The 24,362-nt window shown below is 64.5% G+C and carries 21 protein-coding genes; 9 read left to right on the top strand and 12 right to left on the bottom strand.

Features of this window, described 5'->3' with window-relative positions:
• The first annotated feature begins 7 nt into the window (after positions 1-7).
• The 6 genes from asnS to OES25_08170 are packed head-to-tail and all read left to right on the top strand — an operon-like array spanning position 8 to position 5,835.
• Positions 8-1,336: an asparagine--tRNA ligase gene (gene asnS / locus OES25_08195; GenBank protein ID MDH3627623.1), complete on the top strand. Its 1,329-nt coding sequence runs from the start codon at positions 8-10 to the stop codon at positions 1,334-1,336.
• Positions 1,333-2,703 (top strand): 30S ribosomal protein S12 methylthiotransferase RimO, encoded by a 1,371-nt coding sequence (gene rimO / locus OES25_08190; protein ID MDH3627622.1) that lies wholly within the window; start codon positions 1,333-1,335, stop codon positions 2,701-2,703. The genes asnS and rimO overlap by 4 nt, the downstream gene beginning before the upstream one ends.
• The gene (locus tag OES25_08185; protein ID MDH3627621.1) at positions 2,690-3,187 is read left to right on the top strand and encodes a phosphatidylglycerophosphatase A; all 498 of its coding nucleotides are present in this window, start codon (positions 2,690-2,692) and stop codon (positions 3,185-3,187) included. Before rimO ends, OES25_08185 begins: the two co-directional genes overlap by 14 nt.
• Complete coding sequence (locus tag OES25_08180; protein ID MDH3627620.1) at positions 3,184-4,125, top strand: bifunctional riboflavin kinase/FAD synthetase; 942 nt, start codon at positions 3,184-3,186, stop codon at positions 4,123-4,125. Before OES25_08185 ends, OES25_08180 begins: the two co-directional genes overlap by 4 nt.
• A 22-nt stretch (positions 4,126-4,147) precedes the next feature.
• A complete protein-coding gene (gene tmk / locus OES25_08175) occupies positions 4,148-4,798 on the top strand; it encodes a dTMP kinase (protein MDH3627619.1) in 651 nt (216 codons plus the stop codon).
• Positions 4,795-5,835, top strand: a complete 1,041-nt coding sequence (locus OES25_08170; protein ID MDH3627618.1) for an AAA family ATPase — start codon at positions 4,795-4,797, stop codon at positions 5,833-5,835. The genes tmk and OES25_08170 overlap by 4 nt, the downstream gene beginning before the upstream one ends.
• Here OES25_08170 and rlmD read toward each other — a convergent pair.
• Together rlmD and aroC are read right to left on the bottom strand one after the other, a co-directional pair.
• Positions 5,827-7,248, bottom strand: a complete 1,422-nt coding sequence (gene rlmD, locus OES25_08165; GenBank protein ID MDH3627617.1) for a 23S rRNA (uracil(1939)-C(5))-methyltransferase RlmD — start codon at positions 7,246-7,248, stop codon at positions 5,827-5,829. The genes OES25_08170 and rlmD overlap by 9 nt on opposite strands.
• A 644-nt stretch (positions 7,249-7,892) precedes the next feature.
• Positions 7,893-9,065, bottom strand: coding sequence for a chorismate synthase (gene aroC, locus OES25_08160; protein ID MDH3627616.1), 1,173 nt, complete (start codon positions 9,063-9,065; stop codon positions 7,893-7,895).
• A gap of 78 nt (positions 9,066-9,143) precedes the next feature.
• Between aroC and OES25_08155 the strand changes: the two genes are divergently transcribed.
• Together OES25_08155 and tsaE are read left to right on the top strand one after the other, a co-directional pair.
• A complete protein-coding gene (locus tag OES25_08155) occupies positions 9,144-10,688 on the top strand; it encodes an NAD(P)H-hydrate dehydratase (GenBank protein ID MDH3627615.1) in 1,545 nt (514 codons plus the stop codon).
• Positions 10,685-11,164: a tRNA (adenosine(37)-N6)-threonylcarbamoyltransferase complex ATPase subunit type 1 TsaE gene (gene tsaE / locus OES25_08150; GenBank protein ID MDH3627614.1), complete on the top strand. Its 480-nt coding sequence runs from the start codon at positions 10,685-10,687 to the stop codon at positions 11,162-11,164. Before OES25_08155 ends, tsaE begins: the two co-directional genes overlap by 4 nt.
• Here tsaE and guaB read toward each other — a convergent pair.
• The 10 genes from guaB to typA form a co-directional block, all read right to left on the bottom strand.
• Positions 11,149-12,612 (bottom strand): IMP dehydrogenase, encoded by a 1,464-nt coding sequence (gene guaB / locus OES25_08145; protein MDH3627613.1) that lies wholly within the window; start codon positions 12,610-12,612, stop codon positions 11,149-11,151. The two genes, tsaE and guaB, sit on opposite strands and share 16 nt — an antisense overlap.
• 62 nt (positions 12,613-12,674) lie before the next feature.
• Positions 12,675-15,404 (bottom strand): preprotein translocase subunit SecA, encoded by a 2,730-nt coding sequence (gene secA / locus OES25_08140; GenBank protein ID MDH3627612.1) that lies wholly within the window; start codon positions 15,402-15,404, stop codon positions 12,675-12,677.
• A gap of 26 nt (positions 15,405-15,430) precedes the next feature.
• On the bottom strand, positions 15,431-16,045 hold the full coding sequence (locus tag OES25_08135; protein MDH3627611.1) for a S26 family signal peptidase: 615 nt from the start codon (positions 16,043-16,045) through the stop codon (positions 15,431-15,433).
• Positions 16,046-16,303: 258 nt separating this feature from the next.
• A complete protein-coding gene (locus OES25_08130; GenBank protein MDH3627610.1) occupies positions 16,304-17,482 on the bottom strand; it encodes an acyl-CoA dehydrogenase family protein in 1,179 nt (392 codons plus the stop codon).
• A 40-nt stretch (positions 17,483-17,522) separates the two neighbouring features.
• Positions 17,523-17,834, bottom strand: a complete 312-nt coding sequence (locus tag OES25_08125; protein MDH3627609.1) for a DUF2007 domain-containing protein — start codon at positions 17,832-17,834, stop codon at positions 17,523-17,525.
• Positions 17,835-17,838: 4 nt separating this feature from the next.
• Positions 17,839-18,345 (bottom strand): GNAT family N-acetyltransferase, encoded by a 507-nt coding sequence (locus OES25_08120; protein MDH3627608.1) that lies wholly within the window; start codon positions 18,343-18,345, stop codon positions 17,839-17,841.
• Complete coding sequence (locus tag OES25_08115; protein ID MDH3627607.1) at positions 18,342-19,082, bottom strand: hypothetical protein; 741 nt, start codon at positions 19,080-19,082, stop codon at positions 18,342-18,344. The genes OES25_08120 and OES25_08115 overlap by 4 nt, the downstream gene beginning before the upstream one ends.
• On the bottom strand, positions 19,079-20,647 hold the full coding sequence (gene rny, locus OES25_08110) for a ribonuclease Y (protein ID MDH3627606.1): 1,569 nt from the start codon (positions 20,645-20,647) through the stop codon (positions 19,079-19,081). Before rny ends, OES25_08115 begins: the two co-directional genes overlap by 4 nt.
• Positions 20,644-21,312, bottom strand: coding sequence for an MBL fold metallo-hydrolase (locus tag OES25_08105; GenBank protein MDH3627605.1), 669 nt, complete (start codon positions 21,310-21,312; stop codon positions 20,644-20,646). Before OES25_08105 ends, rny begins: the two co-directional genes overlap by 4 nt.
• Positions 21,309-23,123: a translational GTPase TypA gene (gene typA, locus OES25_08100; GenBank protein MDH3627604.1), complete on the bottom strand. Its 1,815-nt coding sequence runs from the start codon at positions 23,121-23,123 to the stop codon at positions 21,309-21,311. Before typA ends, OES25_08105 begins: the two co-directional genes overlap by 4 nt.
• Positions 23,124-23,212: 89 nt before the next feature.
• Between typA and OES25_08095 the strand changes: the two genes are divergently transcribed.
• On the top strand, positions 23,213-24,034 hold the full coding sequence (locus OES25_08095; GenBank protein MDH3627603.1) for a metallopeptidase family protein: 822 nt from the start codon (positions 23,213-23,215) through the stop codon (positions 24,032-24,034).
• The last annotated feature ends 328 nt before the right edge of the window (positions 24,035-24,362 follow it).

Here is a 24,362-nt window from a genome sequence, read left to right as displayed (position 1 = left end):
TTTGGCCATGACTCGCGACTTCGTCTACATCGACGAACTGGGCGACCACGTCGACCAGGTCGTTACGATCAAGGGCTGGATCTCCCAGAAACGATCCTCCGGCCGCATCAAATTTCTCGTGGTGCGAGACGGCAGTGGCTACCTGCAGTGCGTGGCGTTCGTCAAGGACGTAAGCCCCGAGCTGTTCGAGACCGTTGATGCAGCACCGATCGAGTCGTCCGTCGCCGTACGCGGGCTGGTAAAGAAGGACGACCGTGCGCCCGGTGGCTACGAGATGGCCCTGCAGGAGTTGACGGTCATCGCCGAGTCCGACGACTTCCCGATCCAGCCCAAGGAACATGGCCCGGAGTTCCTCTTCGACCAACGACACCTCTACCTGCGCTCACGAACTCCGCAGGCGGTGCTCGGTGTTCGCAACGAAGTCCTGATGGCTTGTCGCGACTTCTATTACGAGCGCGGGTACGTCTTGATCGACGCCCCGATTCTCACGCCGGCGGCCTGCGAGGGCACGACGACCCTCTTCGAGACCGACTACTTCGGACAGACGGCCTATCTGGCCCAGAGCGGCCAGCTCTATCAGGAGCCGGCCTGCATGGCGTTCGGCCGGGTCTACTGCCTTGGTCCGACGTTCCGGGCGGAGAAGTCCAAGACCCGACGTCACCTGACCGAGTTCTGGATGTGCGAGCCCGAGGTCGCGTTCATGGAGTTGCCGGCTCTCCTGGAGCTTGCCGAGGAGTTCGTCAGCTACATTGCGGCCAGGGTCCTCGACCGCTGCAAGGAACAACTCAAGACACTCGAACGGGACCCGGCCAAGCTGGAGGCGATCGTCCCACCGTTCCCGCGACTGACGTACACGGAGGCCTCGAAGATCCTCCTCGAGCCTGCGATGCAGGCGCGGATGGACGAGGCCGGCGCCCCCCGTTTCACCGACGGCAGCGATTTCGGCGGCCTTGATGAGACGCTCCTGACGGAGCGCTTCGATCGACCGGTGATCGTCACCCACTGGCCCAACGAGATCAAGGCGTTCTACATGCAACCCGACGCCGACGACCCGACGAAGGCGCTGGCGATGGATGTGATCGCCCCCGAGGGCTACGGCGAGATCATCGGCGGCTCCCAGAGAATCCACGACCACGATCTGTTGTTGAAACGGATCCAGGACCACGACCTGCCGGTCGAGGCGTTCCAGTGGTATCTCGACATCCGCAAGCAGGGCTCGGTACCGCACTCCGGGTTCGGGATGGGTATCGAACGGGTCGTCACCTGGATGTGCGGCATCCCCCATCTGCGGGAGACGATCCCCTACCCGCGCCAGATCCATCGGCTCTATCCTTGAGCGAGGACCGAACGCGACGACGCGTGGGGGTCATCAGCCTTGGCTGCGCCAAGAACCTCGTCGACACCGAGGTGATGCTGGGACATCTGCAGGAAGACGGCTTCGAGCTTGTGACGGATCCCGCCGACGCCGATACGATCGTCGTCAACACCTGTGGCTTCATCCACGACGCGCGGGAAGAGTCGTTGCAGACCATCCTCGAAGCCGCCGAGTTAAAGAAGACCGGAAAGCTACAGCGACTCCTCGTGGCGGGCTGCATGGTGCAGCGCTACCCGGATCAACTGAAAGAGAACCTGCCGGAGGTCGACGGCTACATCGATCTCGACGGACTGCACACCGTGACCGCACTGGCAGGCGGTGAGTCCTCGCCGACCAGCGACCTCCCGATGGCCGGATCGTCGCAGCCGGTGGCTGCGACCTACCTGTACACCGACGCGACCCCTCGCCTACCGGCGACGCCCGGTCGCTCCGCCTACATCAAGATCGCCGAGGGCTGCGACCACAGTTGCTCGTTCTGCGCGATCCCCGGCTTCCGCGGCGGCTTCAGATCCCGTGACCCCCAGAGCGTGGTTCGCGAGGCGCGTCGCCTGGCGGCAGGCGGTGTCCGCGAGGTCAATCTGATCGCCCAGGATTCCAGCCACTACGGCAAGGACATCGGTCTCGACGACGGCCTGGCTCAGTTGTTGATCGCGCTGGATGAGGTTCAGGCGTTACGCTGGATCCGCCTGCACTACCTCTACCCCAACACCATTACACAGAACCTGATCGAGACGATGGCCGCGCTGCCGCGGGTCGTCAACTACGTCGACCTACCGCTTCAGCACTCCCACCCGGCGATGCTCAAGCGCATGCGACGGGGCGGCTCCGGCGAGGGACACCTGAAACTGTTGCAGCGTTTCCGCGATGCGATGGACGATCCGATGCTGCGGACGACGCTTATCGTAGGCTTCCCCGGTGAGACCGACGAGGAGTTCGAGCATCTCCTGGAGTTCGTCCGTGCCGCTCGCTTCGATCATCTGGGCGTGTTCACTTACTCTCATGAAGAGAACACCCCGGCGATCTCGATGACCGACGACGTGCCCCAGGAGATCAAGGAGCAGCGTCACGATCGACTGATGGCCTGCCAGCAGGAGATCCGTTTCAGAGAGCACGACAGCCGCCTCGGACAGACGTGGACCGTCCTGGTCGAGGGCGCCCACCCCGAGACCGAGCATCTGCTCGTCGGTCGCGGACCCGGGCAGGCTCCCGATGTGGACGGTCAGGTACTCATCAACGACGGCGTGGCCGCACCCGGCGACTTCGTACGCGTCGAACTGACCGAGCGCGCCGGCTACGACATGGTGGGGAGAGTCCTTGGACCCGCATAGAGCCTCACGACGGATCGACCCGTCCATGCTGGTCGCCACCGCATGTGGCATCGGCTTCGTCGGCATCGCCCCGGGGACTTTCGGCTCGCTCCCGGGCTTGTTCTTCGCAATGCTGCTCGGTGGCATGGTTCATCCGCTGGCCCTCGTGGCGGGAACGGTCGTCGTGACGCTCGCGGGCTTCGCGACCGCCGGTCACGCAGAGCGAGAGCTGGGCATGGACGATCCCGGTCCCGTCGTCATCGACGAGGTGGCGGGACAGATGCTGACGCTCTGGTTCGTCCCGCTGAATATCGGCACGCTGGCCGCCGGTTTCTTCCTCTTCAGGCTGATGGACGTGCTGAAACCGTTTCCGGCACGAAGACTGGAGAAACGGCACGGCGCGACGGGTATCATGTTGGACGATCTGGTCGCAGGTCTGTACGCCAACCTGGTCTTGCAGATCCTGCTTCGCACGCTCCCGGCGGGCTGGTTGACGATGCCATGAATATCTGGAACGGACTGCAGGAACTACCCGAGGACGACGGACGCTTCGTCGCGACCATCGGAAACTACGACGGGGTCCATCTCGGTCATCAGGCGATCCTCAAACGGATCGTCGAGCGTGCACGACAGAAAGACCTGCGCTCGCTCCTGATCACTTTCGATCCTCACCCGCTCAGTGTGGTGGCGCCGGAGCGACAGCCCAGCCTGATACAGACCCGCGGCCAGAAGCTGGACAGCCTGCGAGCCACCGGGATCAGCGATCTCTGCATCATCCCCTTCGATCGTGGGATTGCGGTGCAGGATGGCCGAAGCTTCTTTCGCGAGACCCTCGCACCCAACCTCCAGTTCAGCGAGATCCATGTCGGCGACAATTTCCGCTTCGGACGGGGTCGCAAGGGAGACGTCCCACTCCTCCGTGAGTTGGGCGAGTCGTTCGAGTTCGAGGTTCACGACGTCGACCCGATCGTCGTCGATGACCTCCCCGTCTCGTCGTCCCGTATCCGCGAGGCGATCGCCAACGGCGATGTCGACAAGGCGGCGCGGATGCTCGGTCGTCCCTTCGAACTGGTCGGCGAGATCGTCCGTGGCGAGGGTCGCGGTCGGAAGCTCGATTGCCCGACGGCCAACCTGATGACCTCAGGCAGTCTCCTCCCGGCGACCGGCGTCTACATCACCGAGTGTCTCGTCACCGCGACTCGCTATGGCGGGATGACCAACGTCGGGACCCGCCCCACGTTCGATGACGGGGCGATCTCCGTCGAGACCCATCTGCTGGGCTACGATGGCGAGCTCTACGGCCAGGAGATGACCGTCCGCTTCCTGACCCACCTGCGGGAAGAGGCCCGCTTCGACGGACCGGAGTCGCTGGCCGACCAACTCGCACGAGATCGGGCGGCGTCATTGGCCTACTTCGAGAACGCCGCGTTCCCCATCGGCTAGGGCGTCCCGTGGGAGTGACGACGTGAACGGCCGGTTCATCACCTTCGAGGGCACCGAGGGCTGCGGTAAATCGACACAACTACGTCTGTTGGCGGAACGCTGGACCACCGCCGGGCGGGATGTTGTCTGCACCCGCGAGCCCGGTGGTACCGAGATCGGTCGTGCGCTGCGTGGGTTGCTGCTCCGACCGACCGACCAACCGATGGCCGCCGAGACCGAACTGCTGCTCTACACCGCCGATCGTGCGCAACATCTCACCCAGGTGATCCAACCGGCTCTCGCCCGCGGGGCGCTGGTCCTCTGTGACCGCTACCTCGATGCCACCGTGGCCTACCAGGGCTATGGGCGGGGTCTGAGCGTCGAGACCATCGAACGACTGCACGAACTGCCCCCCCTCGATCGGCGTCCCGATCGAACGCTGTGGATCGACATCGATCCGGCGGAGGGGCTGCAACGGGCCAGGTCCCGTGACGCCCAGGATGGCTGCGCCGCCGCCGAGGGGCGCTTCGAGGCCGAGACGTTGGCGTTCCATCGCAGGGTCCACGATGGCTACCGCGCCCTGGCCCGACGGGAGCCCCGGCGGATCCATGTCGTCGATGGCCACGATTCGATCGAGACCGTCCATGCCCGGGTGTGTGCGGCGATCGACGATCTCCTGGAGGTTCCTTCGTGACGGCCCGTGGCTTCGACGGGATTCTCGGACACGAGCGACCGATCGAGGTCCTCACGCGTCTCCTCAACGATGGGCGTCTGCCGCACGGCGTCTTGCTCCACGGTCCGTCGTCAATCGGCAAGGGACTCGTCGCCCGTCGTCTTGCGGCCTCGCTGCTCTGTACGGAACAGCCGATCCGCTGCGGTCGTTGCCCGTCCTGTCACGCGTTCGACGTCGAGGGTCACCCGGATCTCGCCATCGTCAGTCGGATGCCCAAGAAGTCCGCCACGGGCTCCACGGAAGAGGACGACCTCCGTCGGGACATCGTCGTCGACCAGATCCGGGAGATGACACGCCTCTCCGGACTGGCACCCCGCCTCGGTGCACGCCGGGTCTTCGTCATCGATCCGGCCGACGCGATGAATCGTGCGGCCCAGAACGCGCTGCTGAAAACGCTGGAGGAACCTCCGGGCAACGGCGTGGTGATTCTGGTGGCGGCACGTCCCCATCTGCTGTTGACGACGGTCCGCTCCCGCAGCTTCGCGCTGGGTTTCGCCTCCCTCGCCACACGAGACCTCTCCGAGCGACTCGTCGAACGTGGCATCGCCGATGACGAAGCGATGCCACGGGCGGCGCTGGCCGAGGGACGGGCGGGTCTCGCGCTGGAACTCGATGTGGAATCGGCGTCCGAGCGTCGTGCCGCGGTTCTCGAGATCCTCGAGACGCTGCTTCTAGGTCCCGAGGGGATCGCCGAGCTGCCGGCTGCCGCCGTGGCCCTGGCCGGCAAGACCGAGACCCAGTGGCTCGAGAACGTCGATCTCCTGACCGGTCTGCTGCGGGATGCCGGACGGGCGGCGCTGGACAAGGAGAACCCCGCGTTGATCCACGCCGATCTTGCGGCGCGTCTGGCCGTCAGCGGTCGTCGATTGACACCGGTGCGGGTCGCCGCACTCCTGCGCAGCATCGAGCATGTCCGCTCCGGGCTGCGGCTGAACCTGAATCGGACACTCGCCGCCGAGACGGTGTTGGCCGCGATCGCCGGTGGGCCTCTACCCTGACGCCTCCAGAACGGCCAGCGTCTCGACGTGGGCCGTCTGAGGGAAGAGATCGAACGGCACCAGCCGTCGCAGAACATAGCCGGCCGCGAGGGCGTCTTTCAGGTCGCGAGCGAACGTCACCGGATCGCAGGAGATCCAGATCCACCGACGGGGCCTTCGGGCCACCAACGCCGCGACGCCCTCACGCCCGAGCCCCCCTCGAGGAGGGTTGACGACGACGCCGTCGAGGGTTGCGCCGTCCTGGGCGGCATGGAGGAATCTCAACACGTCGTCGGCGACAAACGTCACGCCTTCAAGACCGGATCCCGACGCCGCGTTACGACCGGCCTCCACCAGGCCACGATCGATCTCGCAGACCACCGCCTCCGCCGCGCCGTCCCGCACCGCCGCCATCCCGTAGACCCCGGCACCGCCGTACAGATCCCACCACCGCTGGCCCGGCTTCACCTGCATCTCCGCGATCGCCTCCTGCATCAGCGCCTCGGCCGCCTGGACGTGGACCTGCTGGAAGGCATCGATGGGGAGTTCGAATGAGACGCCGGCCATCGTCTGGCTGACCGTCGCGTCTCCCGCCAGTGTTCGACGTTTGACGATCGAGCGTCCGCCGGGATGCAACGTCAACTCCACGACGCCCCGGACCTCCGGGAGACGCTCCACCAGCGCCTTGGCGAAACCCTCGGCATCCGGAATGCGCTTTTTCTGGACCCGCAGCGTGACCGCAAACGCGGTCCCGCCGTCGAAACTTCGGAGCGTGATTCGTGGCGCGTCCTCCGGGACCTTCCGTTCGCTCTGCGTCGAGCGCCCGTCACAATGCAACAGTTCCCGGACGGTCTGGAGGAGTCGATCCCCTGCGGGCTCGAAGATCTCGCAGCGGGGAGCATCCACCAGCGACCCGCTCCCCCCGCGCCGGAATCCCAGCTGGTTGCCGCGACGGTGGGGCGAGAAGGTCAACTCGATCCGACTTCGATAGCCCAGGCCGGGGTCTCCCGGCCGCAACGGCTCGATGGCCGGCTCCCGGAGCCGTCCCACACGCTCCAGGGCGTCCCGCACCAGGGTCGTCTTGGCGTCGGCCTGGGCCGACTCGTCCAGGACCATCCAGGGGCAGCCACCGCAGCGATCCTGGATCCGGCAGATCGGATCCCGTCGTCCCGGGCCATCCTCGAGCCGCCGCAGCGCCTCGGCCTCTCCCGAACGGGGCCGGATCTTCGTGACCCGCGCGACGACCCGATCGCCGGGAATCCCACCCCGGACAAACCAGACCCGTCCGCTGGAATCCCGCGCCACACCTCGGCCTCCGGCGGCCAGACCCGTGATAGAGAGCTGTCCCTCATCACCGACCGTCGGAGGCGTGACCCCCATATCCTGCGGTGTGGCGTCTGAACTCATCGAGATGTTGGACTTTGTGGTTGACATAAGCAAAAAATAAAGGGTATGGTGCCCCGGTAAGACCGATGGAGGCACGAACGGTCACACCTTTCAGAATTGCGGGGTCTGCAGAATGAATTTCGAGCGCTGCTCGCTCTCTCCGGCGAATTGCAACCCGACCTCAATGCAATGGGGTCTGGTCCTAGACCAGAACCCCACCTTCCTACCCGCTGGACGCCCGTCAGGGTGGTCAGTATCAAGGATTCGCCTACCGTTGGAGTCTTGACCCGTGCCAGGGTGGTAATACTCCGGAGAGAGCGACCAGCGTCCGACAAGTTATATCACTGTTTCCAACCGAGGGAGCCATCCCTCCCCTGTTGGGCCTGCGCTTTGCCACCCTCCGCCCCCGGTTAAATCCGTCCTAAGAAAGTCCGAATCGGTCATCTTTCAGGGCTTTACTCGCCCCTGGGTCCACCGTACCTTGAGATTGGTTCCGCGACCCTATGGACGTTTCAGCGGATCCTTAGGGTGGACGCGGGCAGCCGGTATGACCGGGGGGGATTGCGTCGGCTGCATGTCCACCTGACGGCATTGATCGTGTAGCCCACCTCCCTCCATGAGGGAGTACACGATTGCCAAGCTTGGGGCGGTGGCGTCAGCTACCGCCCCAATTTTTTTGGCACGCTGGAATCCTAGTAATCCGTCAACGAGCGACGATAACCGTCGAGATTGCGGGTCAACTCGTCCAACCGGTCGCCCCCGAACTTGACCGTCAACTCGTCGGCCAGGACCCACGCCATCATCGCCTCGCCGACGACACCAGCGGCGACGATGGGGATCGTGTCGGTGCGCTCCCGCACGGCCTCGAACGGTTCCTTGGAGACCAGGTCGACGCTACGTAACGGTTGCGGAAGCGACGCCAGCGGTTTGAAGTAGGCGCTCACGCGGATCATCTCGCCGTTTGTGATGCCGCCCTCGATGCCGCCGGCGCGGTTGGTCGGACGAACGAAGCCACGATCGGGTTGGTACAGGATCTCGTCGTGTTGCTCGCTGCCGAAGCGGGACGCGCCCTCGATCCCCTCGCCGATGCTGACGGCCTTGACCGCCTGGATCGAGCAGAGCGCACCGGCCAGCCGTCCATCCAGACGACGGTCCCAGTGGGTGTGACTCCCCAGCCCGATCGGAACGCCGTCGGCCAGGATCTCGAAGCTACCACCGACGGAGTCCCGCCGGTTCCGCGCCTCGTCGACGGCGGCGGTCAGCCGCTGTTGGTCGTCGGGGTCCAGGGTGCGCATCGGTGCGTCGTCGTCCAGCGACAGCAGACGCTCAAAGTCCTCAGGCGACAACGGCGCCACACAGGCCGCCCCCACCGACAGCGTGTGACTGGTGACTCGGATGCCCACGGCGGCCAGCAGCGACTGGGCCAGCGCCCCGGCGGCCGTCCGGGCCGCCGTCTCCCGTGCGCTGGAGCGCTCGAGGATATCCCGCGCATCGTGGGTCCCGTACTTCAGCGCACCGGCCAGGTCCGCGTGGCCCGGGCGGGGGCGTGTGACGGAACGGGCATCGTCGCCCTCGGGACGCTCTCCCAGCGGAGACATGGCGGCCTGCCAGTTGGCGTGATCCAGGTTGGGGATCCGCATCGAGACCGGCGAGCCGAGGGTCTTCCCCCAGCGAACCCCACCGGTGACGACCACCCGGTCCTTCTCGATCTTCATCCGACCGCCGCGGCCATGGCCGCCCATCCGCCGGATCAGCTGGCGATCGATCCACCCCGGATCCACCGTCACGCCGGCGGGGAGGCCCTCGACGATAACGGTCAGTTCGGGGCCGTGGGATTCGCCGGCTGTGAGGAAGCGTAGGGGCATGGGGTTCTCCGTCGCGTGGATGTTAGCAGCCCACCGTTGATATGTTGCAGGGGGTCGGACCGAATGAGGGAGAGCCCGATGGAAATCGTCAACAGCGAGCAGATGCGATCCATCGACCGCTACGCCATCGAGACCCTCGGCATCCCCGGCAGCACCCTGATGGAGAACGCCGGTCGCGCCGTGGCGTCGGCGTGGCTTCAGGACGAACCACGTCTCGACGAGAGCGAGACCGAATCGCCGTCTCCGTGGATCCTGTGCGGCAAGGGCAACAACGGAGGCGACGGTCTCGTCGTCGCGCGCCTCTTGCAAGAGGCCGGTGGGTCGCCGACCGTCCTGTTGTTCGCCGATGCCGCGTCGCTCCCCGAAGACGCGGCCCACCATCTTGCGAAGGCCCGCGATGCGGGGGTCGAGGTCGTCGAGATCCCCGATGAAGTGACGTGGAAGGATCGGGCCAAGGCGTTCGACTCCGACACCGTGGTGCTGGACGGTCTGCTCGGCACGGGACTGAAGGATGCGGTTCGTGGGTTGCTGCGGACGGTGATCGACGACCTCAATCGCATTGGCCCGGCGATGACCTCCATCGACCTGCCGTCGGGTCTCGACGCGGACTCTGCGTCGGTGCCCGGTGTCGCCCTGCGGGTCGATCGAGCGTACATGCTCTGTCGCCCCAAACTCTGTCGATACCTCAGACCGGCCATGACCTTTGCGACGAACTGGTCGCTGCTTCCGATCGGGATCCCCGACGAGGCGGTGGCATCCGTCGCCTGTCGTCTCCGTGTCAACGACCCGCAGAGCCTGCCGCTTCGACCGACGGACAGCCACAAGGGCGTCCACGGCCATCTCCTGCTGGTGGCGGGTAGTGTCGGGAAGAGCGGCGCCGCGGTGCTCGCCGGGCGGGGCGCCCTGCGCGGCGGTGTGGGACTGGTAACGGTCGCCTGCCCCGAGGCTGTCCGACCCGAGATCGCCTGCCAGCAGGCGGAGCTGATGACCCTCGGGCTGAACGCCGCCGATCGAGAGACGCTGGAGCAGAGAGCCATGGGTTTCGACGCGGTGGCCCTGGGTCCCGGCCTGGGCCTGGACGACGAGACCGTCGCCTGGGTCCGCAGCTTGACCGGTCGTCTCCGGGAACCCATGGTTATCGACGCGGATGGAGTGAACGCCCTGGCACGGGGTGGAGCCGATCCGGCCTGGGTCGCGACGCGGCCTCAGGCCGGAACGGTCCTCACCCCCCACCCGGGGGAGGCCGCCCGGCTACTGGGCTGGACGACGCAACAGGTTCAGTCGGACCGCCTACAGGCGTTGGAGCGACTGGTGGAGGGCTGGAAGGTCGTGGTGGTTCTTAAAGGGGAGCACACGTTGATCGGATCCCCCGAGGGCGATGTGGCCGTCAACATCACGGGGAACGCAGGGATGGCCACCGCCGGCACCGGCGACGTCCTCACCGGTCTGCTGGGCGCGTTCCTGGCCCGCGGCATCGCCCCCTACGAGGCCGCCTGCCTGGCGGTCCAGATCCACGGCGACGCCGGCGACCGGGCCGCAGAGCTCCTGGGTCAGGACGGCATGATCGCGTCCGATCTCGTTGAGATGCTGCCCACTTCGATTCAGATGAGGGCCGAGTCGTGAACCGACCGCAGACCGTCTTCTCGTTGAGCGAGAAGGAGACCTACGAGTTGGGTCAGGCGATGGCCCGGGGTCTTCGCGGCGGCGAGGTGATCGTCCTCGAGGGCGACCTGGGTCTCGGCAAGACGGTGATGGTTCGGGGCCTGGCGGCCGGCCTGGGAGTCGCGCCCGAGGATGTCCACTCCCCCTCCTACATGTTGGTGCAGGAGTACAGCGGTGGGCGCGTTCCGATGTTCCATGTCGACCTGTATCGCTTGACCGAGGAGGCCGACACGGAAGAGATCGGTATCGATGAAATCTCGTCCGGTGGCGGCGTGGTGGTGGTCGAGTGGGGCGAGCGTCTCCCCCGTCACCTGCGTCGCGATGCGATCCACATCCGACTTCACGACATCGGCGAGGATTCCCGACGGATCGAACTGGGTTCCTTCGGGAGCCCGATGAACGAGGTCGCAGACGCGATCGATCAGTCCAGCCGGTAGTTGGGCGCTTCCTTCGTGATGATCACGTCGTGGGCGTGGGACTCCCGAAGCCCGGCCGAGGTCAGCCGGACGAACCGTGACCGCTCGTGGAGCTCGGGGATCGTCGCCGCACCCAGGTAACCCATTCCCGCACGAAGTCCGCCCATCAACTGGGACGCCAGAGCGGTGAGGGTGCCCTTGTACGGCACGCGGCCCTCGATCCCCTCGGGGACCAGCTTCTTCTCTTCGAAATCGTCCTGGAAATAGCGATCCTTGGAGCCCTGCTTCATGGCCCCGATCGACCCCATGCCGCGGTACTCCTTGAACGTCCGCCCCTGGAACAGGACCGTCTCGCCGGGAGACTCCTCGGCCCCGGCAAACAGGCTGCCGATCATCACCGACTGGGCACCGGCGGCCAGGGCCTTGGTGATGTCGCCGGAGAACTTGATCCCGCCATCCGCGATCAGCGGGACGTCGGCCTCGCGACAGGCCTTCGCCGCCTCGACGATGGCGGTCAGTTGCGGCACACCGGCACCGGTCACGACCCGGGTCGTGCAGATACTGCCGGGACCGACACCGACCTTGACGGCATCGACTCCGCGATCGATCAGGGCCTGCGCCCCATCGCGTGTGGCGACGTTGCCACCGACCAGCGAGACGTCGGGGTAGCGGTTCCGCATTCGCTCGACGGTGGCCAACACCGTCGCGCTGTGACCGTGGGCGGTGTCGACGACGAGGACGTCGACATGCGCGTCGATCAGGGCCTGGGCCCGATCGTCGGTGTCGGTTCCGACACCGATGGCGGCGCCGACCCGCAGCCGTCCGAAACTGTCCTTGCAGGCCAGGGGATAGGTGATCTGTTTCTGAATATCCTTGACGGTGATCAGGCCGCTGAGACGGTGGTTCTCGTCCACCACCGGCAACTTCTCGATGCGATGTTGGTGCAGCAGTTCCTTGGCCTGTTCCAGAGTCGTCCCGACGGGTACCGTCACCAGGCCATCGGCGGTCATCAGATCGCGAACCGGCATGTCCGGCGTGGTGCAGAACCGTAGATCGCGGTTGGTCAGGATGCCCACCAGACGCCCGTCGTCCTCGGTGACCGGGACACCGGAGATCCGATAGCGACTCATCAACTCCAGGGCGTCGGAGATCTTCTGCTGCGGTCGCAGGGTGATCGGGTTGACGATCATCCCCGACTCGGAGCGCTTGACCTTGTCGATCTCGTCGGCCTGATCCTCGATGGTGAGGTTCTTGTGGACGATGCCGATCCCGCCCTCCTGGGCGATGGCGATGGCCAGCGACGACTCGGTCACCGTGTCCATCGCCGACGAGATCAACGGGATGTTCAATTCGATCTGACGTGTCAGACGCGTGCCGGTGTTGACGCCACTGGGCAGGACGTCGCTGCTGCCGGGGAGCAACATCACGTCATCGAAGGTCAGCCCCTCGGGGATCGGGAACTCGATCATGCCACCTCCGCCCGGCTTCGCTGCCGGGGTTGCGGCATTCTAGATGAATCGTCGTCCGGCGGCTACGTGGATTTGGCCCCGTGACATCGCTTGTATTTCTTCCCCGATCCACAGGGACACGGCGAGTTGCGCCCGACCTTATCGCCCTTGCGCTGGACCTGCTCGACGCCGCCCCGGGCCGTCACGCCGCTCTTCGCCTTGGAGGCCGCCTCGAAGATCTGCTGCTGTTCTCGTTGTCGGCGATCGGCTTCGGCCCGACGGTCCTCGTCGGTCATCGGCTCGAAGGTGAACATGAATCGGACCGAGTCGTTCTCGATCCGTTCCTTCATCTGCCCGAACATGTCGAACGACTCTCTCTTGTACTCGATCAGCGGATCACGCTGGCCGTAAGCCCGCAGCCCGATGCCATCCTTGAGATGATCCATCGCCAGCAGGTGATCCTTCCACGCGCCGTCGATGACCTGCATCAGGATGTGTCGCTCGTAGTAACGCATCGGCTCGGCACCGACTCGCTCTTCCTTGGCCCGGTAGAACCGATCGAGGCGCTCCCAGATCGCCGGCTCGATCTGCTCCAGATCCAGCGTGGCGATCTCGATCTCTCCCCCCTCCAGGGGGTCGTGACCGAAGTGCTCCCGGAGTTGGATGCTCAGCTTCGCCATATCCCAGTTGTCGGGGCTGGACTCGCTGGCAAGCGTCTCCTGCACGGTGAACCCGAGAATGTCCCGGGCCGTATCCTTGACGTAGTCGTCCTGTTCCTTGCCGTCGAGGATGCTGCGTCGGAGTTCGTAGATCTGCTGACGCTGCTTGTTGTTGACGTCGTCGTACTCAAGCAGGTGTTTGCGCGTCTCGAAGTTGCGCTGCTCGACCTGCTTCTGGGCCCGTTCGATCGACTTGGAGACGATACCCGACTCGATCGGGACATCTTTCTCAAGACCCAGACGCTGCATGGCCGATCGCATCTTGTCGCCGGCGAAGATCCGCATCAGGTCGTCTTCCATCGACAGGAAGAAACGAGAATCGCCGGGATCTCCCTGACGACCGGCACGACCGCGCAGCTGATTGTCGATCCGACGAGACTCGTGACGCTCGGTGCCGAGGATCGACAGGCCACCCTGCTCGATCACCTCGACGTGCTCCGTCTTGCATTCCTTCTCAGCGGTCTCGAGCTCGCTCTTGAATCGACCCTCCCAGTTGGGGTCGTCGGTTTTAAGCCCGTCGCGTATCAGGGTCTGACGTGCGAGAAACTCCGGATTTCCACCGAGCAGGATGTCGGTCCCGCGACCGGCCATGTTGGTGGCGATCGTTACCGCCCCCAGACGCCCGGCCTGGGCCACGATCTCGGCCTCCATCTCGTGGAACTTGGCGTTGAGGACGACATGCTTGATACCGGCCCGCTTCAGCATCCCCGCCAGCTTCTCGGAACTCTCGATGGTGACCGTGCCGACCAGCACCGGCTGCCCACGTTCCTGAAGCGAGCGGATCTCTTCGACCACGGCACGCCACTTCTCTTCAGTGGTGCCATAGATGGCGTCGGGATGTTCGATGCGGATCAACTGCCGGTTGGTGGGGATGATCGCCACCTCCAGCTCGTAGATCTTGTCGAACTCGATGGCTTCGGTATCGGCAGTACCGGTCATGCCGGAGAGCTTGTCGTACATCCGGAAGTAGTTCTGGAACGTGATGGTCGCCAGCGTCTGGTTCTCGCGCTCGACGCGAACGCCTTCCTTGGCCTCGACTGCCTGGTGTTGTCCGTCGCCCCAGCGTCGCCCCGGCATCAGGCGACCGGTAAACTCGTCGACGATGACCACCTGACCGTCCTTGATCATGTAGTCCACGTCCCGCTTGAACAGCACGTGGGCCTTGAGCGCCTGATTGATGTGATGGACCAGATCCATGTGCTGTGGGTCGTAGAGATTCTCGAGGCCCAGCAGCTCCTGACAACGCTCGACGCCCTTATCGGACAGCGTCACGGTGCGGGACTTCTCGTCGACGACGTAGTCGCCGGTGTGCTCGACCTCGTAGTCCTTGCCGCCCTGGATGACGGCGCCCTTCTCGAGCCGCGGGATGATCTTGTTGATGCGCTGGTACTTGTCGGTGGACTCCTCGGCCGGTCCGCTGATGATTAACGGCGTGCGGGCCTCGTCGATCAGGATCGAGTCCACCTCGTCCACGATGGCGAAGTTGTGACCTCGCTGGACCATCGACTCGATCGAGAACTTCATGTTGTCGCGCAGGTAGTCGAAGCCGAACTCGTTGTTGGTGCCGTAGGTGATGTCGGCGCCGTAGGCGTCCTGCCGTTCCTTGTCGGAGAGGCTGTGCTTCACACAACCGACTGACAGCCCGAGGAACCGATGGACCTGACCCATCCACTCCGCGTCACGGGAGGCCAGGTAGTCGTTGACGGTGACGATGTGGACACCCTTGCCACCGAGACCGTTGAGGTACGACGGCAGCGTCGCCATCAACGTCTTGCCCTCACCGGTCTTCATCTCTGCGATGGTGCCGCGATGGAGCACCATGCCGCCGATCAACTGGACGTCGTAGTGCCGCATGCCCAGCACACGCTTGGCGGCTTCGCGTACGACGGCGAACGCCTCGGGCAACAGTTCGTCGAGAGACTCGCCGGCGTCGATCCGACCACGGAACTCGCCACGCTTCTCCCGCAGTTGGTCGTCGGACAGCTCCTGGGTCGTCGACTCGAGATCGTTGATCCGCACGACGCCGGGCTGGAGCTTCTTTAGAAGGCGGTCGTTCTTTGAGCCGACGACCTTGGTGATGAGTGCGTTAAGCATCCCGTTAGTATAGCAGCGGCCGCACGTTAGCCGAGCATCGCGTCCAGGTCGGCTCGATCCTTCACACGGCGATGCGACAGCCAAAATATGAGCGGATGAACAAGACGCAAGGAGGTCCGATCGACCCACGCCACCATCGGCTCGATCAACGCTCGGATCCCTATCCGCTTCAGGCCACGATCCCCCCGCCGTGCAATCGCTCCGGCGCCGGCCCAGAACAGATCGTGGAGCGCGATCTCCCACGCGTAGAGACGTGCGCCAAGACGATCCAGATCCCACCACTCCTTACCGTCGTAGATCGCCACGGCACGACCGACAATCCGTTCTGGAACGACCACGGGATCCAACCGACTGACCGAGTCGCCACGGGTCCGATACCGCGGACCGCGGGCGTCGGGTCGGCGGCGGGCGTTGCCGACGGCGCGATGGATGACCAGGTAGTCGAGCTGCCGGAAGAGGAGAAGGTCGCCGAAACGGGGCGGGCGGGACTCGAAATCGATGGCGACCACGTCATCGCTGTCCAGGATCGGTCGCATGCTGCGACCCTCGACCCGGACCGTGCCACGACGTCCGGACCGGCCCATCAACTCGACGGCGGCGTCGAGGAACTGCTCGTTCAGGCTGGAAGGTGGCTGGGACAAAAAATATGGCCCCCTTCGAGCCTGCGGGGGGGCATTTCCATCAGGCTCGAAGAGGGCCAAGGTTCTGACCAGGAGGAGGTCATGTCCTATGCCGCCCCTACATTGCAACTGCAATGCCAAGCCTGCGAGAGAATCGAAATTTGGGAAAACCTCCTTGAAAACCCGTTCGTGGGGTCGGCCGAGGCCCGAGGGTGTCACCCATTGGACGTCAGGCTGACGCGGGGTGACAGTCGGACCGCCGAATTGGCACCGCGGGGGCTACCCCTCCTCGCCCTCGGCGGCCGAGGCCGCCTCACGGAGCAGGGCCCGGGCGATCACCAGCCGCTGGATCTGGTTGGTGCCCTCGTAGATCTGCGTGATCTTGGCGTCCCGCATGTACTTCTCGATGGGGTAGTCCTTGATATAGCCGTAGCCACCGAACAGTTGCACGGCGTCGGTGGTGACCTTCATCGCCATGTCGGTGGCGAACAGCTTGCACATCGCGGCTCGCTTGGAGTTGTGCTTGGAGCCTGCGTCGGCACCACGGGCCGCCGCATGGACCAGCTGGCGAGCCGCCTCGATCTGGGTTGCCATGTCGGCAAGCATCCACTGGATCCCCTGGAACGAACTGATGGACTGACCGAACTGCTTACGCTTGCCGGTGTACTGGATGGCCAGGTCCAGTGCGCCCTGTGCCAGACCGACAGCCTGAGCCGCCACCCCGGGTCGGGCCAGGTCCAGGGTCATCATCGCGTGCTTGAAGCCACGCCCCTCGAGCCCACCCAACAGGTTGGCCGCGGGCACCCGGCAATCCTCGAGATGGATCTCGACGACCGGTACACAGCGGATCCCCATCTTGTCTTCGTGCTTGCCCACGCGATAACCCGGCGTGTCCTTGTCGACGACGATGGCCGACACGCCACGGGCTCCACGATCGGGAGTCGTCACGCAGAAGATCGTGTTGAGCGAGGCCACGGCCCCACCGGTGTTCCACTTCTTCTCACCGTTGAGGACATAGTGATCTCCGTCCAACTCCGCCCGAGTCGTCATCCCACCGGCATCGGACCCGGCGTCCTTCTCCGAGAGGCCGAACGCCACGAGCTTCTCACCCGACGCCACGTCGGGGAGCCAGCGCTGTCTCTGTTCCTCGGTGCCACCGACGATCAGCGGAAATGTGCCGAGCGCATTGACGGCGTATCCCACACCCATGCCACCACAGGCACGGGAGAACTCCTCCACCACGAGGCACAGGTTCAGGACGCCGCCGTCCTCGCCGCCGTACTCCTTGGGAATCCAGACACCGGAGAGTCCGGCCTCGCGGATGGCGCGCTGAACCTCCCACGGATACTCCTGGGCGACGTCATACTTGGCCGCCACCGGACGCATCGCCTTGTCGGCGACCTCCCGGGCTCGTTGCTGATACTCGATATTTTCCTTGGTGAGAAGGTCTTGACTCATCGCATCCTCTTGGTAATTCGGAGAGTCACTTTAGCAGACCTCAGGACTCGTCGTCCGCAGTATGGCCGCAGTTCCAGCAGCGGCTGAACTGCCCCTCCACCGACTCGCCGCAGCCCTTACAGGTCCAGTCCGCCCGATCCGTCCGCTGTAAATCGACCAACAGTTTCTTGGCCTCGTCCATCCGCGCGTCATCCAGTAGCCACAACTCAACCCAGCACTCGTTGAGAGGCAACTCACCGGCGCCGGACTTGCGAAACTCGCCACGAACTTCGCAGCGGATGCCGCTGGCCTCCAGAACGTTCTTCAGGTTGTGGACCTCGAAACCGTTGGGCGCGCTGTGGATGCAGGTCATGGCGTCAGTCCTCCGGTGTTCCGGTTCTCAGATTGCGATGCCACCAGGATACATCCTGCCACGCGCCGAGCTTGAAGCCGACGGCGGGAAAGACCCCGATCTCCACGAACCCACACGCCTTGTGAAACGCGAGACTGGCGGGATTGGGAACGGTTACACCGGCGTACGCGTTGTAGAAACCGCGGTCGGCGATCACCTCGAACAATCGATGGTAAAGCGCTTTTCCCACTCCACCCCGTCGGCGAGCTTCCCCTACGTAGACCGAGGTCTCGACGGCATACCGATACGCCTCGCGATCTCGGTGGGCGGTGGCGTACGCGTAACCCAGCAGGCCGTCGTCGTCTTCGGCCACGAGCCAGGCGTAACGATCCAACGCCACCGCGATCCGCTCGGTGAACGTTTTCCTATCCGGGACCTCGAGTTCGAAAGAGATCGCAGTGTCGCGAACGATCGGCCCGTAGGTCGCGAGACACGCCGCCGCGTCGGCGACAGTGGCGTTCCGTAGATTCACCCCGCTAACCGATGGATCAGCAGGACAACGACTCCTACAACCGCGACGAGGAGCCCGCTAACCGGCTCCATGAATCGCACGCCGGCGGGAAGCTTGATTGCACGCAACCGAGCGACGGCAAACGCCGACAACCCACCCATCAACAAGATGGTCGGGATCGCGTAGGAGAGCAGCACGGCGGTCATCGCGACCCGTCCGTTACCGTCTGCAGCGACGACGATCGGCATCAAGAGCACACACGGGTTGGCACCGACCAGGAGCGCCAGGGCCCACGCCCCGAGACTGGATTTGTTTCGAATCCAACCCTCATCGGCGTGGTAATGCAGATGCTCCGGGTGGGACGGTCCCTCGTCTCCACTACAGTGATGCCCGGCATCGGCCCCATGGACCCAGTCGCCACCGGGGTGGAAGTGGCCGCCCTTGCGCCAGGACCAGAGCGCGTACAGCAGGCCGAAGACGATCAACAGATACGGGCCTGCCTGTTCGAGGGTCTCGCCCCAGAAGGAGGCCGTCGAACGACCGGCGCCAAGAGCCAAGAGGGCCAGGACGATCGACAGCATCACGTGCAGGATGCCGGACGCGACGGCGACCCAACCGGTACGCCACCCCGACCAACCCCGCGCGCGGCCGATGAGGGCGAAGGGTAACCAGTGGTCGGGAATCAGCGTATGGAAGATCCCGGTCAGGAGGGCCGCACCGACGGAGGACGTCAGCAACGCGCCGGAACCGCCCGTCAACGAGCGTGCTCGACGGCCCGCAGCTCGCGGATGACCGTCACCTTGACCTTCCCGGGATAGTCCATCTCCGACTGAATCTTGCCGGCCAGATCGGAGGCGATCATCTCGACCTGGGCATCGTCGGTTTGACGGGACTTCGCGATGACACGGATCTCTCGACCCGCCTGAATCGCGTACGACTGATCGACACCCTTCATGTCGTTGGCCAGTTCTTCGAGCTTCTCGATCCGCTTGATGTACTCCGCGACGGTCTTGCGTCGCGCGCCGGGTCTTGCGCCGGAGAGCGAATCGGCCGCCGACACCAGCACCGAGATCGGTGTCGTCATCTCACAATCTTCATGATGGGACGCGATCGCGTTGACAACGGCGTCGGACTCGCCGCACTGGGTTGCCACCTCGGCACCGATCTCCGGATGAGTCCCCTCGCGCTCGTAGTCGATCGCCTTACCGATGTCGTGTAACAGTCCAGCCCGTCGAGCCTCGCGCTCGTCGAGACGCAACTCCGCCGCCAACATACCGGTGAGGTAGGCGACCTCCTTCGAGTGGTTGAGGACGTTCTGCCCGTAAGAGGTTCGGTAGCGCAGGCGACCCAGCAGCTTGACGATCTCGGGGTGGACCTTCTTGAGTTTCAACTCCTTGACGGTCTCCTGCCCGGCCTTGCGCATCTCGTCGTCGAGTCGTCGCGTGTTGCGCTTCGTCAGGTCGTCGATTCGCTTCGGATGGATATGCCCGTCCTTGACCAGAGTCGTCAGGACGCGACGGGCGATCTCGCGCTTGACCGGGTTGTATCCCGACAGCGTGATCTTGTTGGCCTCCTCGTCGATCAACAGCTGGATCCCGGTGGCCGCCTCGAACGCGCGGATGTTCTTGCCTTCCTGTCCGATGATGCGGCCCTTGAGGTCGCTGCCCTCGGGGAGGTCGAACATGCTGATGGTCCGCTCCGAGCTGAAATCCGAAGCCGCCCGTTCGACGGCCATCGCCAGGATCCGCTGCGCCTCGGCATCGGCCCCCTTGCGGGCCTCGTCACGGATCTCCTTGACCATCGTGACGGCGTCGAGGCGGGCCTGGACCTTCAGGTTGGCCAGCAGCTGTCGGCGGGCTTCTTCGCGGGTCATCCCCGACACCGATGCCAGCTTGTCGGTCTGCTCGTCGAAGGTGCGCTCCGCCTCTTCGAGTTTGCCCTGGGCGGCGGCCTCGAGATCGTTCATCGCCGCCTGCCGTTGTGTCAGCTTCTCTTCCTCACGCTTCAGCTGGCCCTCGGTATCCTGAAGCCCTTGCTGCGCGGCGCTGATATCCCGTTCGCGCTTCGCGAGCTGTCCCTTACGCGACCGCAGGTCGCGATCGAACTTCTCCTTCTGACCCAGGATCGATTCCTTCGCTTCGAGCTCGACCCGGCGTCGCAGCTTCTCCGACGCTCGTCGCGCGCTGCGGAGCTGTTCGTCGGTGCGCATCTTGGTGGCGGCCAGCGAACGCACGCCGAAGCGATTGTTCAGAAGCCAGCCGAAGAACCCGCCGATGAAGGCGGCTGCCAGACCGGTAATGATGAGGCTGAGGCTTTCGCTCATGAGATGTCCTGTCCGCCGGCCGCGATCGCCGCGTCACCGACGAACGGATTGGTCCGTTGTTCGGCGTCAAGCGTCGTTGCCGGTCCATGGCCGGGAAAACAGCGAGTGGCTCCCGGCAGCGAAAACAGTTTACCGCGAATCGATTGGGTCAGTTCCTCGAGGGAGCCCCCGAAGAGATCGGTCCGCCCGATGGAGCCCTGAAAAAGGGTATCCCCCACCCACATGACCTCCCCGTGCCGCAGGCAGACCCCGCCGGGGCTGTGGCCGGGGGTGTGGAGGACGTCGAAGTTCAGCCCGTCGAAGACGAACGGCTGCCCCTCCTCGAACCAGGCGTCGGGGGCCGGAGAGGGTTTCACCTGAATCCCGAACATCTCGCCCTGACGCGGCAGCTCCTTGAGGAGTGGCAGATCGTCCCGATGCAGAATGATCGGCGCGTTCGTGCGCTCCTTGAAGAAGTGATTGCAGGCGACGTGGTCGAGGTGGGCGTGGGTGTTGATGATCCACTCCAGCTCCAACCCACGTCGATCCAGTTCGTCGGCCAGGAACTCTGTCTCCACGCCGGGATCGACGATGGCCGCCTTCTTCCCCGACGGCCCGACCATCAGGTAACAGTTCTCCACGAACGGCCCGACGGTGTGACAGAGGACCTCGAGCGACCCGCTCACGACTTACGCTGCCGTGCGTTGGCCCGGAGGATCTTCTTGCGCAGCCGGAACGCCTTGGGAGTGACCTCCACCAGCTCGTCGTCCTTGATGAACTCGAGCGTCTGCTCGAGACTCATGGTCTTCGGCGGGATCAGTCGCATCGTCGCGTCGGACGAGGACGCCCGCATGTTGGTCAGCTTCTTTTCCTTGATGATGTTGACGTCCAGGTCATCCGGTCGCGAGTTCTCACCGACGATCATCCCTTCGTAGACCGAGTCACCGGGCGCCACGAAGATCGTGCCGCGAGACTGGAGATGCTCGACCGCATAGGCCGTCACTCGACCGGGACGGTCGGCGACGAGGGCGCCGGTCATGCGATGCGGGATGTTGCCCTGCCAGACGTCGTAGCCGTCGAAGATGTGATTCATGATGCCCGAGCCCTTGGTATCGCTGAGGAACTCCGTGCGGAAGCCCAGCAGGCCGCGGGCCGGAACCCGAAACTCCATCCGCACACGACCGCTGCCGTGATTGACCATCTTGGTCATGCGCCCCTTGCGGGTACCGAGCTTCTCGGTGACCACACCGATGTGCTCTTCCGGGCAGTCGACGACCATCAACTCCATCGGCTCCATCGTCTTGCCGTCTTCCTCATGGGTGAGGATCTCGGGCTTGCCGACGGTCAACTCGTAGCCCTCGCGACGCATCATCTCGACGAGGATCGCAAGTTGCAGCTCTCCACGACCGGAGAGCCGGAACGCATCGGGAGAGTCGGTCTCCTCGACACGGATCGAGACGTTGATCAGGATCTCCTTGAACAGGCGTTCGCGGAGTTTGCGGCTGGTGACATGTTTGCCTTCCAGACCGGCCGTGGGCGAATCGTTGACGGCCAGCACCATCGCCAGGGTCGGCTCCTCGACCTTGATCGGCGGCAGCGGCTTGGGGTTGTCGGGGTCCGAGAGGGTCTCGCCGATGTTGGCACCCTCGAGACCGGCGACCTGCACCAGGTCACCGGGGCCGGCCTCCTCGATCTCGACCCGACGCAGCCCGTCGAAGCCGAACAGACTGGTCAGACGACGGGTCTCGATCGTCCCGTCGACGCGACAGTGCGCGACCTGCATCCCCTTGCGGAGTTTGCCGTTGAATAGGCGGCCAAGTGCCAGCCGACCCAGGTAGTCGTCGTAGTCCAGCATGGTGAGGAGGAACTGGGTCACCTCCTCGGGGTCGTAGATCGGTGGCGGAGTCGTCTTGAGAATCTGCTCCAGCAGCGGTACCAGCGTCTGGTCCTCGCCGTCGGCCGTGACGCGACAGATCCCCTTCCGCGCGTCGGTGTAGAGCACCGGGAACTCCAGCTGCTCTTCCGTGGCGTCGAGATCGATGAACAGGTCGTAGACCTCGTTCAAGACCTCATCGGAGCGCGCATCCTTGCGATCGATCTTGTTGATGACGACGATCGGCGTCAGGCCGGCCTCGAACGCCTTGCGCAGCACGAAGCGTGTCTGCGGAAGTGGTCCCTCGCTGGCATCCACGAGAAGCATGACACCGTCGACCATCTTCAGGGTTCGCTCGACCTCACCACCGAAGTCGGCATGCCCCGGTGTGTCGACGATGTTGATCTTGGTCTCGCGATAGACGATGGCCGTGTTCTTGGCCATGATCGTGATGCCCTTCTCCCGTTCCAGGTCGCCGGAGTCCATCACGCGTTCGGCGACTTCTTGATTCTCGCGGAAGATGCCGCTCTGCCAGAGCATCGCGTCGACAAGTGTCGTCTTCCCGTGATCGACGTGGGCGATGATCGCAAGGTTACGGATATCCTGGCGTCGTTCCTGGCTCATGGGTGGATCCTCTGGACAGAAAAACCGGAAGCTACGGCTCCCGGTGGCGAGAGGGGCGACGATACCACCTCCGGCTATAGAATGCCGGAATGGAACAAACACCCGACCCGGATTTACAGGTGGTCACGGCGATCTACGAAGCACTGGATCGTGAGCAACCCGAGGCCGCCATCCGACTGGCGGAAATCGCGTTGTCCGGTGCCGGTGCCGACGATCCGGTTCTGCGGTTCCTCGCCGGTATCGCCCATATTGAACTGGGTGCGGCGGCCGAGGCCGTCGAGCATCTCCGGCGGGCCGTCGAACTGGACGAGGAAGACACGGAGTTTCGGGCCAACCTGGCCCACGCGTTGTTTGCGTCGTGTCGCTTCGAAGAGTCGCAAACTCAGTGTATTCAAGTCCTGGAACAGGACGGGCACAATCCCGACGGACACATGGTGTCGGGACTGTTGCTGGAGCGAGGCGGCGATCTGAACGCGGCCGACGACGCCTTCGCCGAGGCTCACCGTCTGGATCCTCAGGGCTATCCGCTGCCCGTCCGTCTGGAAGCGGCCGAGTTCGAGACGATACTGGAGTTAGCGATGACGGCGTTGCCGGAGTCGGTGCGTGGCGCGCTGGACGAGGTCGTGGTCAGCGTCGAACCGCTCCCCGACGACGAGGCCCTGCAAGCGGACGACGGCACGCTGGACCCGGAACTACTGGGTCTGTTCGTCGGTGTCCCTCGATCGGAAAGCAACTCGTCGATGGGCCCCGGTCACGCCCCCGCACGAATCCTGATCTTCAAGCGCAACCTCGAACGTTGCTTCACGGAACGGGCGCAACTGGGCGAGGAGATTGCACGCACGCTGTACCACGAACTGGGTCACTACCTGGGACTGGATGAGGACGACCTGGAAGAGCGGGACCTGCAGTAACCTCAGCACAACGTGACCCGAAGAATGTTGTAGTCACGAGACTACGCGACGCGTGTCGCAGTCTTGTTTCGGGATCTGGATGTCGATGGGCTCGAGTGTCGACTCTCGCGGACACCGTCGTGCCAGATCTGCGCCGAGCTCGTCGCCGAAAGCGGCTAGCCCGAGATCCTTCCGGCAAACAGCCGCTTGGCGAGGAAATCTTGCCAGGTCCAGAGCGATGACGTCAGCCCGACCCGCATCGCCGGCGAGATCAGCTCGGGCCTTCGCTCTGTCATGCGCTTGATGAAGTTTCGCCAGATCGCAAAGAGCATCGCCCTGCCGTTTACGT

Source organism: Acidobacteriota bacterium, assembly GCA_029861955.1.
Lineage (GTDB): Bacteria > Acidobacteriota > Polarisedimenticolia > Polarisedimenticolales > Polarisedimenticolaceae > JAOTYK01.
Note: the sequence above shows the minus strand (reverse complement) of the source record. Positions and strands in the feature narration are given on the sequence as shown.

Bases quoted from the DNA above. Each gene is read 5' to 3' on its own strand.
- asnS (MDH3627623.1), top strand. From the start codon at position 8: ATGACTCGCGACTTCGTCTACATCGACGAACTGGGCGACCACGTCGAC.
- OES25_08180 (MDH3627620.1), top strand. From the start codon at position 3,184: ATGAATATCTGGAACGGACTGCAGGAACTACCCGAGGACGACGGACGC.
- rlmD (MDH3627617.1), bottom strand. From the start codon at position 7,248: ATGTCAACCACAAAGTCCAACATCTCGATGAGTTCAGACGCCACACCG.
- aroC (MDH3627616.1), bottom strand. From the start codon at position 9,065: ATGCCCCTACGCTTCCTCACAGCCGGCGAATCCCACGGCCCCGAACTG.
- OES25_08155 (MDH3627615.1), top strand. From the start codon at position 9,144: ATGGAAATCGTCAACAGCGAGCAGATGCGATCCATCGACCGCTACGCC.
- guaB (MDH3627613.1), bottom strand. From the start codon at position 12,612: ATGATCGAGTTCCCGATCCCCGAGGGGCTGACCTTCGATGACGTGATG.
- secA (MDH3627612.1), bottom strand. From the start codon at position 15,404: ATGCTTAACGCACTCATCACCAAGGTCGTCGGCTCAAAGAACGACCGC.
- OES25_08130 (MDH3627610.1), bottom strand. From the start codon at position 17,482: ATGAGTCAAGACCTTCTCACCAAGGAAAATATCGAGTATCAGCAACGA.
- OES25_08125 (MDH3627609.1), bottom strand. From the start codon at position 17,834: ATGACCTGCATCCACAGCGCGCCCAACGGTTTCGAGGTCCACAACCTG.
- rny (MDH3627606.1), bottom strand. From the start codon at position 20,647: ATGAGCGAAAGCCTCAGCCTCATCATTACCGGTCTGGCAGCCGCCTTC.
- typA (MDH3627604.1), bottom strand. From the start codon at position 23,123: ATGAGCCAGGAACGACGCCAGGATATCCGTAACCTTGCGATCATCGCC.
- OES25_08095 (MDH3627603.1), top strand. From the start codon at position 23,213: ATGGAACAAACACCCGACCCGGATTTACAGGTGGTCACGGCGATCTAC.